This window comes from Marinobacter nauticus ATCC 49840, assembly GCF_000284615.1.
Classification (GTDB): Bacteria; Pseudomonadota; Gammaproteobacteria; order Pseudomonadales; family Oleiphilaceae; genus Marinobacter; species Marinobacter nauticus.
This window is the reverse complement of record NC_017067.1, coordinates 3,016,040-3,028,543: the sequence shown is the minus strand read 5'-3', so window position 1 is coordinate 3,028,543 and position 12,504 is coordinate 3,016,040. Positions and strand designations below refer to the sequence as shown.

The window sequence follows — 12,504 nt, the reverse complement described above, 5'->3', positions numbered from 1 at the left end:
ACATGACGAGCAAAGACCGGATTCTGACGGTGGAAGTCACCGACACCGATGGCAGCACCTTCTCGCTTCGGGAAATCTGCGAACGCGGGGACTGCCATGCAGAGTTTGTGATCAAACTGGTGGATTATGGGGTCATTGAGCCACTGGACGAGGTGCCGGAAATGCGCCAGTGGCAATTCGACGTGGCCGCGCTGAGTCGCCTGCAGAAAGCGCTGCGCCTGCAGCGGGATCTCAAACTCAACCTGCCGGGGCTGGCGATGTCGCTGGAGCTGCTGGATGAAGTTCAGGACATGCGGCGGGAGGTGGACCGTCTGAACCAGCGCATTCGTCAACTGATGGGCGAGTAGGCGTATTATTGTCCCGGGGGCTGAACGCCTGTTTCAGCGCCCGGACTTTTCCAGTGCCTGTATTTCGGCGTAAATCTTTTCCGCCTCCTCCATCAGCGTGCCGTGACTACGCAAATCGCCATTACGCTGTGCATGCAGCGCCTTGGCGAGCTTTTCCTCATAGGCTTTCTGCAGTTTTTTCTTCGGGTCGCCCTTCAGAAATCCCAGCATGGCTGGCTTCTCCTCTTGTTCAGTGTTTCAGCATATACGCTGTCGGGCCGGCGTAGTTCACTCTAGAACCTGGATTGCTGCCCACATAGGCCCGCCTTTTGCTATACATAAAGACAGAAACTCGGCAGGGAGCCGGCTGTCGGTGTGCAGGATGCTTTGCGCGCGAACACTAGCGGAGTCCCTATGTCCATACGTTTTTTCAAACACCTCGTGACCAGTCGTCTGTTGCGGCCGGTGTTCATTGTGCTTCTGGTTGCTGGCCTGATACAGGTCGTTGTCAGCCAATGGTTGATATCGAACCAGGTTGAGCGGCTGGTCGAAACCGCAGGCACCGCGCTGGAAGCCAGCAGCAATAATGTCAGCGCCTCGTTTGGTGAAACCCGGGAAGATGTCCGGGGCCGGCTTGAGCGCATGCGCCAGAAAACCACCGACGAACTTTCCGCGGAACTCACCCGCCAGCAGACCGAGCAGCAGGAGCGTGTGGCCGGTAATGTTCGTACAGCCGTTATGGCGGAAGCCCAGGGGCTTGCCGAGGTGCTGGCTGCCGTCGCTGCGCCTCTGATCTGGGATCGTGACATCCCACGCCTGACCGACCTGGTGGAACTGGCCGATGCCAGGGAGTCTGTTCTGTTTGCGATTTATTACGATCAATACGGTGAGCGTCTGACCCGCTATGTGGATCGCACGGACGATCGTGTTCGCACTCTTATGGAGCAGGGGGAAGGTCGTGGTGCTGCAAATCGGGTCCTGGATGCTGCCAGCCGGGATCCCGATGTGGTGATCATCAGCGCGGATATTGCGCCACAGGGTTCGGCCATCGGCGAGCTGAAACTTGGGTTGTCGCTTGAGGGCATCAATCGTGACCTGACTCAGCTCGAGGCGGAATTCGGAGCAACCATTGCGGACAGTATTGATGCACTCAGGGAGACACTTGGCACCGAAACGGAGCAGGTAAACCAGCGGTTACAACAGCAGCTCGCAGCCATGGACACAGAAACCCGCACGAGCATGGAAAACACCGTGCAGGCATTGAATGACGAAGCCGAGAGCCTGTCCACCAAGCTGTCGCTTCTGGCGGTGGTGTCGGTCGTAACCCTTGTTGTGCTTGTGGCCCTGGTGCTGGGCGGCGGCGTATTGCCCAGGGTTTACCGCCTTAGCCAGGCGATCTGGGGGATTGCCGATGGCGAAGCCGATCTCACCCGGAGAGTCTCCCTTAAAGGCAATGACGAACTGACCGAAATGGGGCACGGAGTAAACCGGTTTATTGCTCGGATCCAGGAACTGGTCTCAGACGTCAAGGCGTCGGCAGAGTCCGCCGCCGGCCAGGCGCAGGCCCAGCGGGATATCAGTCGCCGCGCCGTGGCCGCGGTGAATCGTCAGGAGCAGGGTGTCGCCCAGGTTTCCGGCACCATGGAGATGATGTCGCGCAGCATTTCCGAAGTCGCCGGTGATGTGCAGGATATCGCCGGCGAAGTCCGGAATGTCAGCGCCGAAAGTGCGGCCACGGCGGAGATCTCCCGAGAAGTGCGTGATCGTCTCGACAGCGTCGTGCGGAACGTTGAGCAGGCGGTCGCGGCGGTCAATCAGTTGGATACCCAGAGCAAAGAGATTGGCTCGGTATTGTCCGTGATCGGAGCTATCGCGGAGCAGACCAACCTGCTGGCACTGAACGCCGCCATCGAAGCGGCGCGGGCTGGCGAGTCCGGTCGAGGGTTTGCGGTGGTGGCTGATGAAGTACGCACTCTGGCCAGCCGAACCCAGGAGTCGACCACCGAGATTCAGGCCATTATCGAAAGGTTGCAGCAGGGCAGTCGTCAGGCCGTCAGCACCATTAACGATGTGTCCGGTCAGGTCGCGGAATCCTCAACCGAGTTCCACCGGGCCGATGAGCACTTCGACCGCATTAACCAACTGCTGGCCAGCCTTCAGCAGCGGGCCCTTGAGATCTCCGGGGTGGCGGAAGATCAGAGTGGGCACGCCAGCGAAGTCAGTGTCAGCGTGCGTGAAATCGCCGATTCCTCCCGGGAAACCGTTGATTCCATAACGCAATCGGACGAGGCCAGCGGTGAAATAGCAAGCACCCTGTCGGCCCTGCAAACAAAGGCATCCCAGTTCCGGGTCTAGCAGACCCGGACACGTTTCCAGAAACGATTCACGAAATTTTCATCTTTCCTGACTGGACAAATTGAAAATTTGGGATTATTTTCCCATTTAATTGTTTGGGAAAAATATCCCAATTATTGTGGCGCTGAAAAATGCGCCGGATTCTGTCAAATCAGTCGGGAGAAGGAAGATGAAGCGCAACGGACTTTCAAAAGCGATCAAGTTGGTTCTGGTTGGTACCTTGGCCGGCGGTCTGGCCGCCTGTGGTGGCGGTGGCTCCGGCTCCTCCGGTTCGGTGGGGGCGAGTGGCAATGCCGAGGGCACCAGCGTTGGTGCGGTGACCGGTTTTGGTAGCGTGTATGTCAACGGAACCCGGTTTGCGACCGATGGCAGCGTTAGCAGTGACGACGGCATCGAACGTGAGGGCCAGCTTGAAAAAGGCATGGTGCTGAAAATCAAAGGTGACTGGGACGAGCGGGGCCAGGGCCAGGCCGACGCCGTGTTCTATGACGATACCCTGAGGGGACCACTGGTTGCGGCAACCTGGGATGCCACCGCCAGCACCGGTCAGTTGGAGTTGCTGGGGCAGGTGGTTGTGCTTAACAACCAGACGGTATTCCGCGGAGCCACACCGGTTGAGCTTGCGGCCGCGCCTGCCAACTATCGGGTTCGGGTAAGCGGCTGGCGGCTGGATGACGGCAGTTTCCGGGCCAGCTTCGTGGGTGCGCGTCTGCTGGGCTCGGATTTTGACGATGTGAATGAAGCTGAACTTGAAGGCGTGGTCCAGAACCTGGATGCGCAGTTGCAGACCTTCACCATCAACGGTTTCACAGTGGATTACACCAGCGCAGTTGCGGATGACGACTTCAGTCTGGACCAACTGGAGAACGGGCTTGCGGTTGAGGTGGAAGGTCAGCTCAACGCAGACGGCGATGTCCTGCTTGCCGAGGAAATTGATGATGAGGACGACCTGTTCGACGATAACGACGACGTTGAAATTTCCGGTGATATCTACGATTTCGATGCGTCTGCCCGCACCTTCCGGATTAATGGCGTGCTGGTTCAGCTGAATGCTGAGACTGAGTTTGACGACATCAGCGAGGGCAGCCTTCAGGATGGCGTGTTCGTGAAAGTCGAGGGTGATTTCCGCAACAACACTCTGCTGGCGGAAGAAGTGGAAGGCCGGGAAGGCGATGCGGAACTGGACGGCATCATCCAGCAGATCGATCTGGACAATGAGTTGCTGGTGGTCAGTGGCGTTCGCGTTCAACTCACCGCCAATACCCTGATCGACGACGATGACAGCGATAACGACCTGCGTAATCGGGTTGATGACATCAACGCCTTCAGCGTTGGGGACTATGTTGAGGTTGAAGGTCGTCAGCGTACTGATCACCTTGAAGCCTTCACCATTGAGCGGGAAGACAGCGACGAAGATGATAACTTTGAGCTGGAGGCCAGAATCGATGCCATTTCCGATACGTCGGTGACGGTGATGAATCTGGAAATCCTGCTGAATGGCTTCAGCGTTGCGGGTCTTCAGGTTGGTGATGAAGCCGAGGTTGAGTACGACCAGACCATCGGCGGAGAGTATGTGTTGACCGCAAACCCCGAAAACTGAGGTCGAAGGACACAGGTTGCGGGGGATACCGCAACCTGTGTCTGGTTTTCCGGGGCAAGATGGGAATACAATCCCAAACATGACTGATGCCAAATCCAATCCCCTGCACCAAGCGCTGTTCCGCATTTTGCGCCCGATGGCCAGACTGCTGTTGCGCAATGGCGTTCCGTTCGGCGAGTTCTCTGAGCTGGTGAAAAGGGCGTATGTGGAGGCTGCGTTGGAGGATTTCTCTGACGGGCGCCGCAAACCAACCGATTCCAGAGCGGCAGTGATGACAGGCCTTACCCGCAAAGAAGTGCGAAAACAACGAGAGATATTGGCGGGGCAAAGCCCGGTCAGTGAACGAACCTCTCATGCCAATCGCGCGTCGCGTGTGGTGTCCGGATGGGTGCACGATGAGACCTATCAGGCAGCGAATGGACAGCCCGCGGTGCTGGCATTCGAGGGCGCCGGGAGCTTCAGTGAGCTGGTTCGAAAATACAGTGGCGATATGACTCCCAGAGCGGTACTGGATGAGCTCCAGCGGGTTGGGGTAGTCGCGGTTGAGCCGGATACTGGGTTCCTGATCCTGAAACAGCGGGCGTATGTGCCGGCCGGAGACAGCGAAGAAATGCTCCAGATCTTCGGAGAGGACGTATCTGATCTTGTAGCCACTATTGATCACAATCTGGTGAGTCGGGATGTCGGGCGTGAGCCGCTGTTCCAGCGCACCCTGACCTATAATGAAATACCACCAGAGGTGATTACTGCGTGGCGTGAACAAGCCGCAAGGCAGTCCCAGGCCCTGCTGGAAGATCTGGACAGCTGGTTAGGGCCTCACGACCGGGGAGTATCCGGCCAGGAGGGCGGCGAATCGGTACGGACCGGCGTCAGCATTTTCTATTTTGAAGAGCCGGTTCAGACGAACAAGAGCGGAGACGAATGATGATGGCTCTTAATGTCCCGACCGGACAGCCCCCGCGCTGGCAAACCACCGAACTGGTCAGCATGCTGCTTTCACCGGGCGCCCGTCAGGTGGTGAGATACTGGCTGAGTTCCGAGCATTTCCTGGATGAGCAGAACCACCCGAGGGTGGTGCTTGCAACGCCCCATGAACCCCATTCCTTTGTTGACCTGGTGCAAATTGCCAACCCAAACCTGGTGCCTTCTGTCGTGCTTGCGGAACTGCTTCGAAAGGGCATTGTGGAAACCCTGGAGAGCGGTCACGTTCTGTTAAAGAGAAGCGCTTATGCTCCCTGGGGTGCTACCGGTTCACTGAGCCTGGGCAATTACGATGATTTTGTTGACATCGACAAGCTACGACGACGCCACAACGACAGCTGACAATCAGTGGCGGGCCCGGATGGCCTGCAGGAGAGAATAATGTTCAGAGCAGTAACGCTTCACAGAATGCTGAAACTGGCCGCCGCACCGATCGCACTCGGCGTGTTGAGTGCCTGCGGCGGTGGTGGCGGTGGTGTCGACGTTGCCGACGGCGGCATCCGAGGCACTGGCTCCAGCGTTGGGCCGGTTTCCGGTTTCGGCAGTGTCTTCGTCAATGGCGTGAAGTTTGAGACGGATGGTCGCGTCAGCAGTGATGACGGCATTGAGCGTGAAGACCAGTTACAGGAAGGCATGATCCTGAGGATCGAAGGCGAGTGGCGGGTTGATGGCCGGGGGAATGCGGAGTCGGTCGAGTACGACGATACCTTCCGTGGTCTTGTCGCCAATCTGACCCAGACCCTGGATGCCGACGGTATGGTCGAATCGGTGCAGTTCACCATCTACGGACAGACTGTGGTTGCCGACCAGCAGACGGTGTTCAAGGACATTGCGCTTGAAACCCTGGCAGACGGCGCTTTCGTGCGCATCAGTGGCTGGCGTGAGCCGGACCCCAACGGCCGGTACCGGGCAAGCCACATTGGTTTGATGACGCAGGACGAAACCAACGTAGAGATTGAAGGCCGCATTGACGAGGGTTCATTGCAGCTGAATCTGAATCAGTTCAGCATTAACGGGCAGTCGGTCTCTTACACTGACAGCGCGTTCGCCGGGTCGCTGACGGAAGCCGATCTGGCCGATCTTCTGCTGGTGGAGGCCGAAGGTACGATCTCCAATGGCGTATTGATTGCCCGGGAAATCGACGAAGGCGAAACCCGTCGCTACCGTCGGGGCTCCGGCGATGACATTGAGTTTTCAGGCCCTGTGAGCACCGACTACAACGCATCGACCCGATCCTTCCACATCAACGGCCTGATCGTCTTTGTCGACGATAACACCGAGTTTGATGATGGTTTGTCGGCCTCGGATCTGACCGCCGGCATGCTGATACAGGTTGAGGGGGATTTCCAGGACAATGGCTCCGTACTGGCTGAAGAAATTGAAGCTCGGGAGGGCAACGCGTCAGTAGACGGTGTCCTCGACGTCAACACGCTCAACTTCAACGACCAGACCTTCCGGGTTGGTGGTGTGTTGGTGCAGCTCACGCCACGGACGATCATCACCGACGATGACAGCGATCTGCGTCTGAAACTGGCGGACCTGAACGGCAGTTATCAGTTGGAAGTGGAAGGGATTGAGCGGCAGTCCGGCTCTGGCGTTGTGCTTGAAGCGATAAAGGTTGAGCGCAATGAGGAAGACAATGGGCCAGCGGCGGATCGTGAATATGAAAGCCAGGGTCAGCTCACGCACGTGCAGGGGACTGTGTTCACGGTACTGGGAATTGATGTGCAAACCACGATAGATACCCAGTTTGAAGGCACCAGCCGCGACGAGTTGATTGATGCCTTCGATGCCGGGCAGCGGCCGGTACTTGAAGTAGAGTATCGTGAGCCAACACCGGGCAACTTCGTGGCCGATGAAATCGAACTGGAAAGCGAAGACTGAGCCATGAACCACCTCGCCCACACCTTCCTCGCCCCGGACTCACCGGAGGCGAGAGTGGGCAGTATTCTCGGGGATTTCACCCGGGGGCTGGACTGGGATCATGTGCCGTCGCCGGTGCTCGAGGGCGTGCGGCACCACTTGGCGGTTGATGTATTCACCGATCAGCATCCGCAGGTGCTGGCCAGTAAAAGCCTGTTCTCAAGGGAGCGCCGGCGCTTTGCCGGCGTGGCTCTGGATATCCTCTACGACCACTTTCTGCTCCGGCACTGGGAACAGTTCAGTGACTGGGACAAAAATACCTTTATCCGGACCGTATACCAGGAACTGCAAAGCCACCAGGCGCTGATGCCCGACAACATGGCGGTGGTGACCCGTCGCATGGTCGAGCATGACTGGTTTGGCGCCTATCAGGATCTGGACAACATCGGCTATGCCCTCGATCGCGTGGCCAGCCGAATCCGCTTTGCCAACCGGTTTACCGGCATCATCGACGAAATCCGGGCCAATGAATCGGAACTGGAGGAACATTTTCTGGCCTTCTTTCCGGAACTTCAGGCCTTCGCCAACCGCTATCCGGAATCATCCCATCAGGCGTGAACGGGCCTGCTGATATTCCTCTTCCAATCGCTGAACCAGGGCCTCAACAGACACCACATCATGAATCTGGCTCACACCCTGACCGGCGGACCAGACGGTCTTCCAGGCCTTGGCCTCATCGTCCATGGGCTTGAGCTTCTCGCCGTAATTCACATCGCCGGCCTGGTTCAGCTTCTGCATATCAAAGCCAGCGGCCTCCAGGCTCTGGCGCATAAAGCTGGCCGGTACACCGGACACCGCCGGGGTATGGATGATATCCGCTGATACGGCTTCGATGATCATGTTCCGATAGGCATCCTCTGCCTCGGATTCCTCGGTATTGATAAACCGTGTGCCCATATAGGCCAGATCTGCCCCCAGCGCCTGGGCTGCCAACAGATCCTCTCCGTGAGACAAACCGCCGGCCAGCAAAATGGTGCCATCGAACACCTCACGGATTTCATGCACCAGTACAAACGGGTTGGTGGTACCGGCATGGCCACCGGCGCCGGCGCTGACCGCAATGATGCCATCCACCCCGGCTTCTGCCGCCTTGCGGGCGTGTTTCTGATTGGTGACATCGTGGAATACCAGCCCGCCGTAACTGTGCACGGCTTCCACCACCTGGCTGGCCGCGCCCAGGGAGGTAATGACAATTGGCACCTGATGCTTTACGCACAGTTCAAGATCCGCTTGCCAGCGCGGGTTGGTGCGGTGCACCACCAGATTCACGGCATAGGGCGCGGTTGTCGCGCTTGGTTGCTGCGCTTGCCATTGCGCCAGCTCGTCATTCATCTGCACCAGCCATTGCTCAAAACCCTCACTGCTGCGCTGGTTCAGGGCTGGAAAACTGCCCACGATGCCGGCTTTGCAACAGGCAAAGGCCAGGCGGGGTGAGGAAATCAGAAACATGGGGGCGGCAATTAACGGAAGACGAAGCTGATTTTGGAGCTGTGCGGGAATTGGCATGTTGAGTCCTTGATTTTTATTGGAACTTTCTCAAGCTATGGGGGATCTTAGCCTGTTCCCGCAGAGCCGCGAAACCGGTTTTCTGAGATAGTGTGTTATTAACCTCCAGACAAGGAGCCCGTCATGGGTGAAGCAAAACGACGTAAACAGACCGGCGCCCCCTCGCCACGCAACACGCAGGGCCGCAAATCACTGATCATCGTCCTGTCACTGGTGATCGGGGTGGCCGTCATTGCCGGCCTGTATTTCGTCACCAAACCACCGGCACCCAGCTCCGAGGCACTTCCCGTGGCGGCCCCCAACGCCGACGAATTCCCGGCCATTGTCGACCAGTACGGCGTCTCCGTTGGCAACGAAGACGCGCCGGTTGTCGTCCGCGAGTTCGCCGACTACCAGTGCCCGGCCTGTGCCCGCTTCGCCGAAGCCAGCCAGCGCCTCAAGAAAGAATATGTGGAGTCAGGTAAAGTCCGTTTCGTCTATTTCGACCTGCCTCTGCGCCAGCACCAGAACGCCATGCCCGCCGCCCTGGCCGCCCGTTGTGCGGGTGATCAGGACCAGTACTGGGCCATGCACGACAAACTATACGGTTCCCAGTTGGACTGGAGTGGCTCCAACGATCCGACGGCCACCTTCACCCGCTACGCCAACGACCTCGGCCTGGAAGAACGCCGCTTCCGTCGTTGCATGGAAACCGAACTGCACCGGGAAGCTGTCGAACAGAGCCTGCAAGTGGCTGTCCAGCTCCGGGTCGCCAGCACGCCCACAGTCATGGTCGACAATATTCAGTTGACCCGGCCCGGCTGGGGCCAGTTGTCGGCGGTTGTAGAACGGGAGTTGGCCAAAGCGGAGTAATGCGGCCATCCGCAACTTGCATCGGGGGCCTGGTTGATTAAACTTTGCCCCCTCGCGCCCACCGGCCGTGACAAATATCAAATCATGCTCCGGATTTACGATCCGGCCCGCAGGAGAAAACCATGAGCAACGAAATCGTCGTCTGCGCGCTCTACAAGTTCGCAGTCCTCAATGATTACAAAGATCTACGCCAGCCCTTGCTGAACCTGATGCTGGAAAAAGGCGTGCACGGCACCCTGCTGCTGGCCCGCGAAGGCATCAATGGAACCATCGCCGGCAGCCGAGAAGGCATCGACGCTGTGAAAGCGTGGATTGGCAAAGACGACCGCTTCAACGGCATCGACTACAAAGAATCCTTCGTCGATATCCAGCCGTTCAAACGCACCAAGGTCAAACTCAAGAAAGAAATCGTCACCATGGGCGTCGATGGCATCGACCCGAAGCGGATTGTCGGCACCTACGTGGAGCCGCAACAATGGAACGATCTGATCTCTGATCCGGACGTTGTCCTGGTCGACACCCGTAACCAGTACGAAGTCGAGATCGGCACTTTCAAAAACGCCGTCAATCCGGCCACTGACACCTTCCGCGAGTTTCCCGAGTATGTGAAGCAGAACCTCGACCCGCAGAAGCACAAAAAAGTTGCCATGTTCTGCACCGGCGGTATCCGCTGCGAGAAGTCTACGGCTTATCTGAAAGAGCAGGGCTTCGAAGAGGTGTATCACCTCAAGGGCGGCATCCTGAAGTACCTGGAAGAGGTTCCCCAGGAGCAGAGTCTGTGGCAGGGTGAGTGTTTCGTATTTGACGACCGGGTAACGGTGAATCACAACCTGGAACGTGGCGAATACGACCAGTGCCACGCCTGTCGTCGGCCTATTACCGAGGCCGACAAGCAGCGCCCGGAATATGAACAGGGTGTCAGTTGCCACCAGTGCATCGACAGCCTGACCGAAGAACAGAAAGCCCGTTTCAAGGAGCGTGAGCGCCAGATGCGCCTGGCCCGTGAGCGGGGAGAAGAACACGTCGGCGGCGAGGCCGCACGCATTATTGCTGAGCGAAAGGCCCGCAAGAAGGCCGAACGGGAAGCACAGGCGCGCAGGAGTCTGGAGGGGGAAAAGCAGCGTAAGTCTGCTGTGAATTAACAGCCCCTGAGTAAGGAGACAGTATGTTGATCAGAAAACCCCTGGCGGTTGCCTGCCTGGTGGTGGCCCCCGTGGCCTGGGCCCAGGAAAGCGGCAACGTCGAAGGTGAGGCTGAGCTTGGCATTTTGCTGACCTCTGGCAACACCGAAGAAACCAAGGTGAATGGTCGGCTGGCTCTCAAACATGAGACAACGATGTGGCGGAATACCGGCGAGTTCAGTTCCCGGTACACTGAAGCCGATGAAGAAACCACGGCAGAGGAGTATCAGGTTGCGCTGGAATCCGACTACAAGTTCGATGAGCAACAATACTGGTTTGTCAGAGGTTCCTGGGAAGACGATCGTTTCTCCGGTTACGATTTCGAGTCTACCTTGAGCACTGGTTACGGAAACCGCGTCTGGCAGGTGGGAGAGCGATCGTTCCTCGACCTTTCGGCGGGTCTGGGTTATCGGTATAACAAGCTTGAAGGGGTGAATGACGATGGCGACGACGCCGAAAAGGAAGCGATCGCAAGATTAGCCGCCCATTTCGACTACGCCTTATCCGACACCGCCCTGTTCCGGCAGAAGCTCAGTACCGAAATCGGACTGGATGAGAACAACACCATCAGCCAGTCCGAAACGTCCCTGCAAACCAGTATCGTGGGTTCGCTGTCGATGAAAGCTGCGTTCCGGGTAAAGCATGTATCCGATGCACCCGCCGGTACTGACAAGACTGACACAGAAACCTCGTTGTCGTTGCTGTACGGGTTCTGACACACCCGGTAGCCACAAACAAAAACGGGGCAGGGGAAGAATCCTCTGCCCCGTTTGTTTTTGGGGTTATACGTTGTTTCTCAGGCCCAGTTCGTCCGGGTAGGGCGTCAGGTATTTCTGGGAGTGCAGGTAGTCTACCGGTTCCTTGCGTTGGGCCAGGCGCAGCAGCGTCATGGGCACCACCAGAGGTATCTCACCGCGCCGGTAGGCTTCGATCTGCTCCAGCAGAACGGTTTTTTCCTCGGCCGACATGCCTTCTTTCAGAAAACCCAGCAGATGCTGCATGGCATTCACATGCGAGCCACGGCTTACCCGTTGGGTCATGGCTTCCATGAACTGATGGGTGTAGCGGTCGGCAATCTGTTCCAGAGGTTCGGATTTGAGGTCGCCCAGCATCGGGCCCAGTTGCCGGTAGATCTTTTCTGAATGGGCCAGCAGCGTAAACTTGTGGCGGGTGTGGAAATCAATCAGCGCCTGCTTGGTCAGGTTTTCGCCTGCCACGTTCTGCATCCAGTCGTCGTAGGCAAATACCCGTTCAATGAAGTTCTCCCGCAGCATGTCATCGTGCAGGCGGCCTTCCTCTTCCACCGGCATCAGCGGGTAGGCTTTCATCAGCGCCTCGGCGAACATGCCGCGGCCATCCCTGTGCATGAAACTGCCTTCGGCGTTGTGGATCTTGATGCGTTCCATGCCGCAACTGGGCGATTTCGCCATCAGGATGTAGCCGCGAAGGTTGGCCAGTGAGGGTAGCACCTCGGCAATGAAGTTCTGCATGCCTTCGGTGTGGTCTTTGCTGCCCTTGCTTTCCACCAGATGAAGACCGTCTTCATGCTCCCGCAGATGAATGGCGGGGCGGGGAACGCCAAGGCCGGCTTCAAGTTCCGGACAGATAGAGCGGAACTCGAAGTGCTTTGCCAGCACCTGGGTGCAGTAGCGGGAGTGTTTGTGGCCGCCGTCGTGCCGAACTTCCTTGCCCAACAGGCAAGTGCTGATGCCAACCGGTATACCGCTCACAGGCTTCTCCAATACACAAAAGTGACGTTACTGATACCGCTTACGTTGAT

General features: G+C 57.8%; 13 protein-coding genes. 10 read left to right on the top strand and 3 right to left on the bottom strand.

What is annotated here, in order from left to right; genetic code table 11:
- The first annotated feature begins 2 nt into the window (after positions 1 to 2).
- Positions 3 to 347, top strand: a complete 345-nt coding sequence (locus MARHY_RS14110; RefSeq protein ID WP_041654986.1) for a chaperone modulator CbpM — start codon at positions 3 to 5, stop codon at positions 345 to 347.
- A gap of 33 nt (positions 348 to 380) precedes the next feature.
- Here the strand turns inward: MARHY_RS14110 and MARHY_RS18775 are convergent, their stop codons facing one another.
- Positions 381 to 557, bottom strand: a complete 177-nt coding sequence (locus tag MARHY_RS18775) for a DUF6435 family protein (RefSeq protein ID WP_011786463.1) — start codon at positions 555 to 557, stop codon at positions 381 to 383.
- A 183-nt stretch (positions 558 to 740) separates the two neighbouring features.
- On the opposite strand from MARHY_RS18775, the gene MARHY_RS14105 reads away from it, so the two are divergent.
- The 6 genes from MARHY_RS14105 (at position 741) to MARHY_RS14080 (ending at position 7,743) form a co-directional block, all read left to right on the top strand.
- Positions 741 to 2,681, top strand: a complete 1,941-nt coding sequence (locus tag MARHY_RS14105) for a methyl-accepting chemotaxis protein (RefSeq protein WP_041654984.1) — start codon at positions 741 to 743, stop codon at positions 2,679 to 2,681.
- 169 nt (positions 2,682 to 2,850) lie between these two features.
- On the top strand, positions 2,851 to 4,281 hold the full coding sequence (locus MARHY_RS14100; protein ID WP_041654983.1) for a DUF5666 domain-containing protein: 1,431 nt from the start codon (positions 2,851 to 2,853) through the stop codon (positions 4,279 to 4,281).
- 79 nt (positions 4,282 to 4,360) lie between these two features.
- Positions 4,361 to 5,206 carry a DUF6502 family protein gene (locus tag MARHY_RS14095; protein ID WP_014422397.1) on the top strand — a complete coding sequence of 282 codons (846 nt, stop codon included), beginning with the start codon at positions 4,361 to 4,363 and terminating at the stop codon, positions 5,204 to 5,206.
- Positions 5,203 to 5,604: a hypothetical protein gene (locus MARHY_RS14090; protein WP_014422396.1), complete on the top strand. Its 402-nt coding sequence runs from the start codon at positions 5,203 to 5,205 to the stop codon at positions 5,602 to 5,604. Before MARHY_RS14095 ends, MARHY_RS14090 begins: the two co-directional genes overlap by 4 nt.
- A gap of 39 nt (positions 5,605 to 5,643) precedes the next feature.
- Complete coding sequence (locus tag MARHY_RS14085; RefSeq protein WP_041654981.1) at positions 5,644 to 7,146, top strand: DUF5666 domain-containing protein; 1,503 nt, start codon at positions 5,644 to 5,646, stop codon at positions 7,144 to 7,146.
- Between the two features lie 3 nt (positions 7,147 to 7,149).
- Positions 7,150 to 7,743, top strand: a complete 594-nt coding sequence (locus MARHY_RS14080) for an acyl carrier protein phosphodiesterase (RefSeq protein WP_014422394.1) — start codon at positions 7,150 to 7,152, stop codon at positions 7,741 to 7,743.
- Here the strand turns inward: MARHY_RS14080 and MARHY_RS14075 are convergent.
- The gene (locus tag MARHY_RS14075) at positions 7,726 to 8,691 is read right to left on the bottom strand and encodes an NAD(P)H-dependent flavin oxidoreductase (RefSeq protein WP_041654979.1); all 966 of its coding nucleotides are present in this window, start codon (positions 8,689 to 8,691) and stop codon (positions 7,726 to 7,728) included. The genes MARHY_RS14080 and MARHY_RS14075 overlap by 18 nt on opposite strands.
- A gap of 123 nt (positions 8,692 to 8,814) precedes the next feature.
- On the opposite strand from MARHY_RS14075, the gene MARHY_RS14070 reads away from it, so the two are divergent.
- From MARHY_RS14070 to MARHY_RS14060, 3 genes are all read left to right on the top strand, one after another.
- The gene (locus MARHY_RS14070) at positions 8,815 to 9,543 is read left to right on the top strand and encodes a DsbA family protein (protein ID WP_011786455.1); all 729 of its coding nucleotides are present in this window, start codon (positions 8,815 to 8,817) and stop codon (positions 9,541 to 9,543) included.
- A gap of 122 nt (positions 9,544 to 9,665) precedes the next feature.
- A complete protein-coding gene (gene trhO / locus MARHY_RS14065; protein ID WP_011786454.1) occupies positions 9,666 to 10,685 on the top strand; it encodes an oxygen-dependent tRNA uridine(34) hydroxylase TrhO in 1,020 nt (339 codons plus the stop codon).
- A 23-nt stretch (positions 10,686 to 10,708) separates the two neighbouring features.
- Entirely contained in the window at positions 10,709 to 11,440 is a 732-nt protein-coding gene (locus MARHY_RS14060; protein ID WP_014422392.1) for a DUF481 domain-containing protein, read from the top strand.
- A gap of 66 nt (positions 11,441 to 11,506) precedes the next feature.
- On the opposite strand, the gene MARHY_RS14055 is transcribed toward MARHY_RS14060, so the two are convergent.
- A complete protein-coding gene (locus tag MARHY_RS14055; protein WP_041654977.1) occupies positions 11,507 to 12,454 on the bottom strand; it encodes a YbgA family protein in 948 nt (315 codons plus the stop codon).
- Positions 12,455 to 12,504: the final 50 nt, after the last annotated feature.

Excerpts from the sequence above, each read along its gene's own strand:
- MARHY_RS14110 (WP_041654986.1), top strand. The coding sequence starts at position 3 with ATGACGAGCAAAGACCGGATTCTGACGGTGGAAGTCACCGACACCGAT.
- MARHY_RS18775 (WP_011786463.1), bottom strand. The coding sequence starts at position 557 with ATGCTGGGATTTCTGAAGGGCGACCCGAAGAAAAAACTGCAGAAAGCC.
- MARHY_RS14105 (WP_041654984.1), top strand. The coding sequence starts at position 741 with ATGTCCATACGTTTTTTCAAACACCTCGTGACCAGTCGTCTGTTGCGG.
- MARHY_RS14100 (WP_041654983.1), top strand. The coding sequence starts at position 2,851 with ATGAAGCGCAACGGACTTTCAAAAGCGATCAAGTTGGTTCTGGTTGGT.
- MARHY_RS14095 (WP_014422397.1), top strand. The coding sequence starts at position 4,361 with ATGACTGATGCCAAATCCAATCCCCTGCACCAAGCGCTGTTCCGCATT.
- MARHY_RS14090 (WP_014422396.1), top strand. The coding sequence starts at position 5,203 with ATGATGATGGCTCTTAATGTCCCGACCGGACAGCCCCCGCGCTGGCAA.
- MARHY_RS14085 (WP_041654981.1), top strand. The coding sequence starts at position 5,644 with ATGTTCAGAGCAGTAACGCTTCACAGAATGCTGAAACTGGCCGCCGCA.
- MARHY_RS14080 (WP_014422394.1), top strand. The coding sequence starts at position 7,150 with ATGAACCACCTCGCCCACACCTTCCTCGCCCCGGACTCACCGGAGGCG.
- MARHY_RS14075 (WP_041654979.1), bottom strand. The coding sequence starts at position 8,691 with ATGCCAATTCCCGCACAGCTCCAAAATCAGCTTCGTCTTCCGTTAATT.
- MARHY_RS14070 (WP_011786455.1), top strand. The coding sequence starts at position 8,815 with ATGGGTGAAGCAAAACGACGTAAACAGACCGGCGCCCCCTCGCCACGC.
- trhO (WP_011786454.1), top strand. The coding sequence starts at position 9,666 with ATGAGCAACGAAATCGTCGTCTGCGCGCTCTACAAGTTCGCAGTCCTC.
- MARHY_RS14060 (WP_014422392.1), top strand. The coding sequence starts at position 10,709 with ATGTTGATCAGAAAACCCCTGGCGGTTGCCTGCCTGGTGGTGGCCCCC.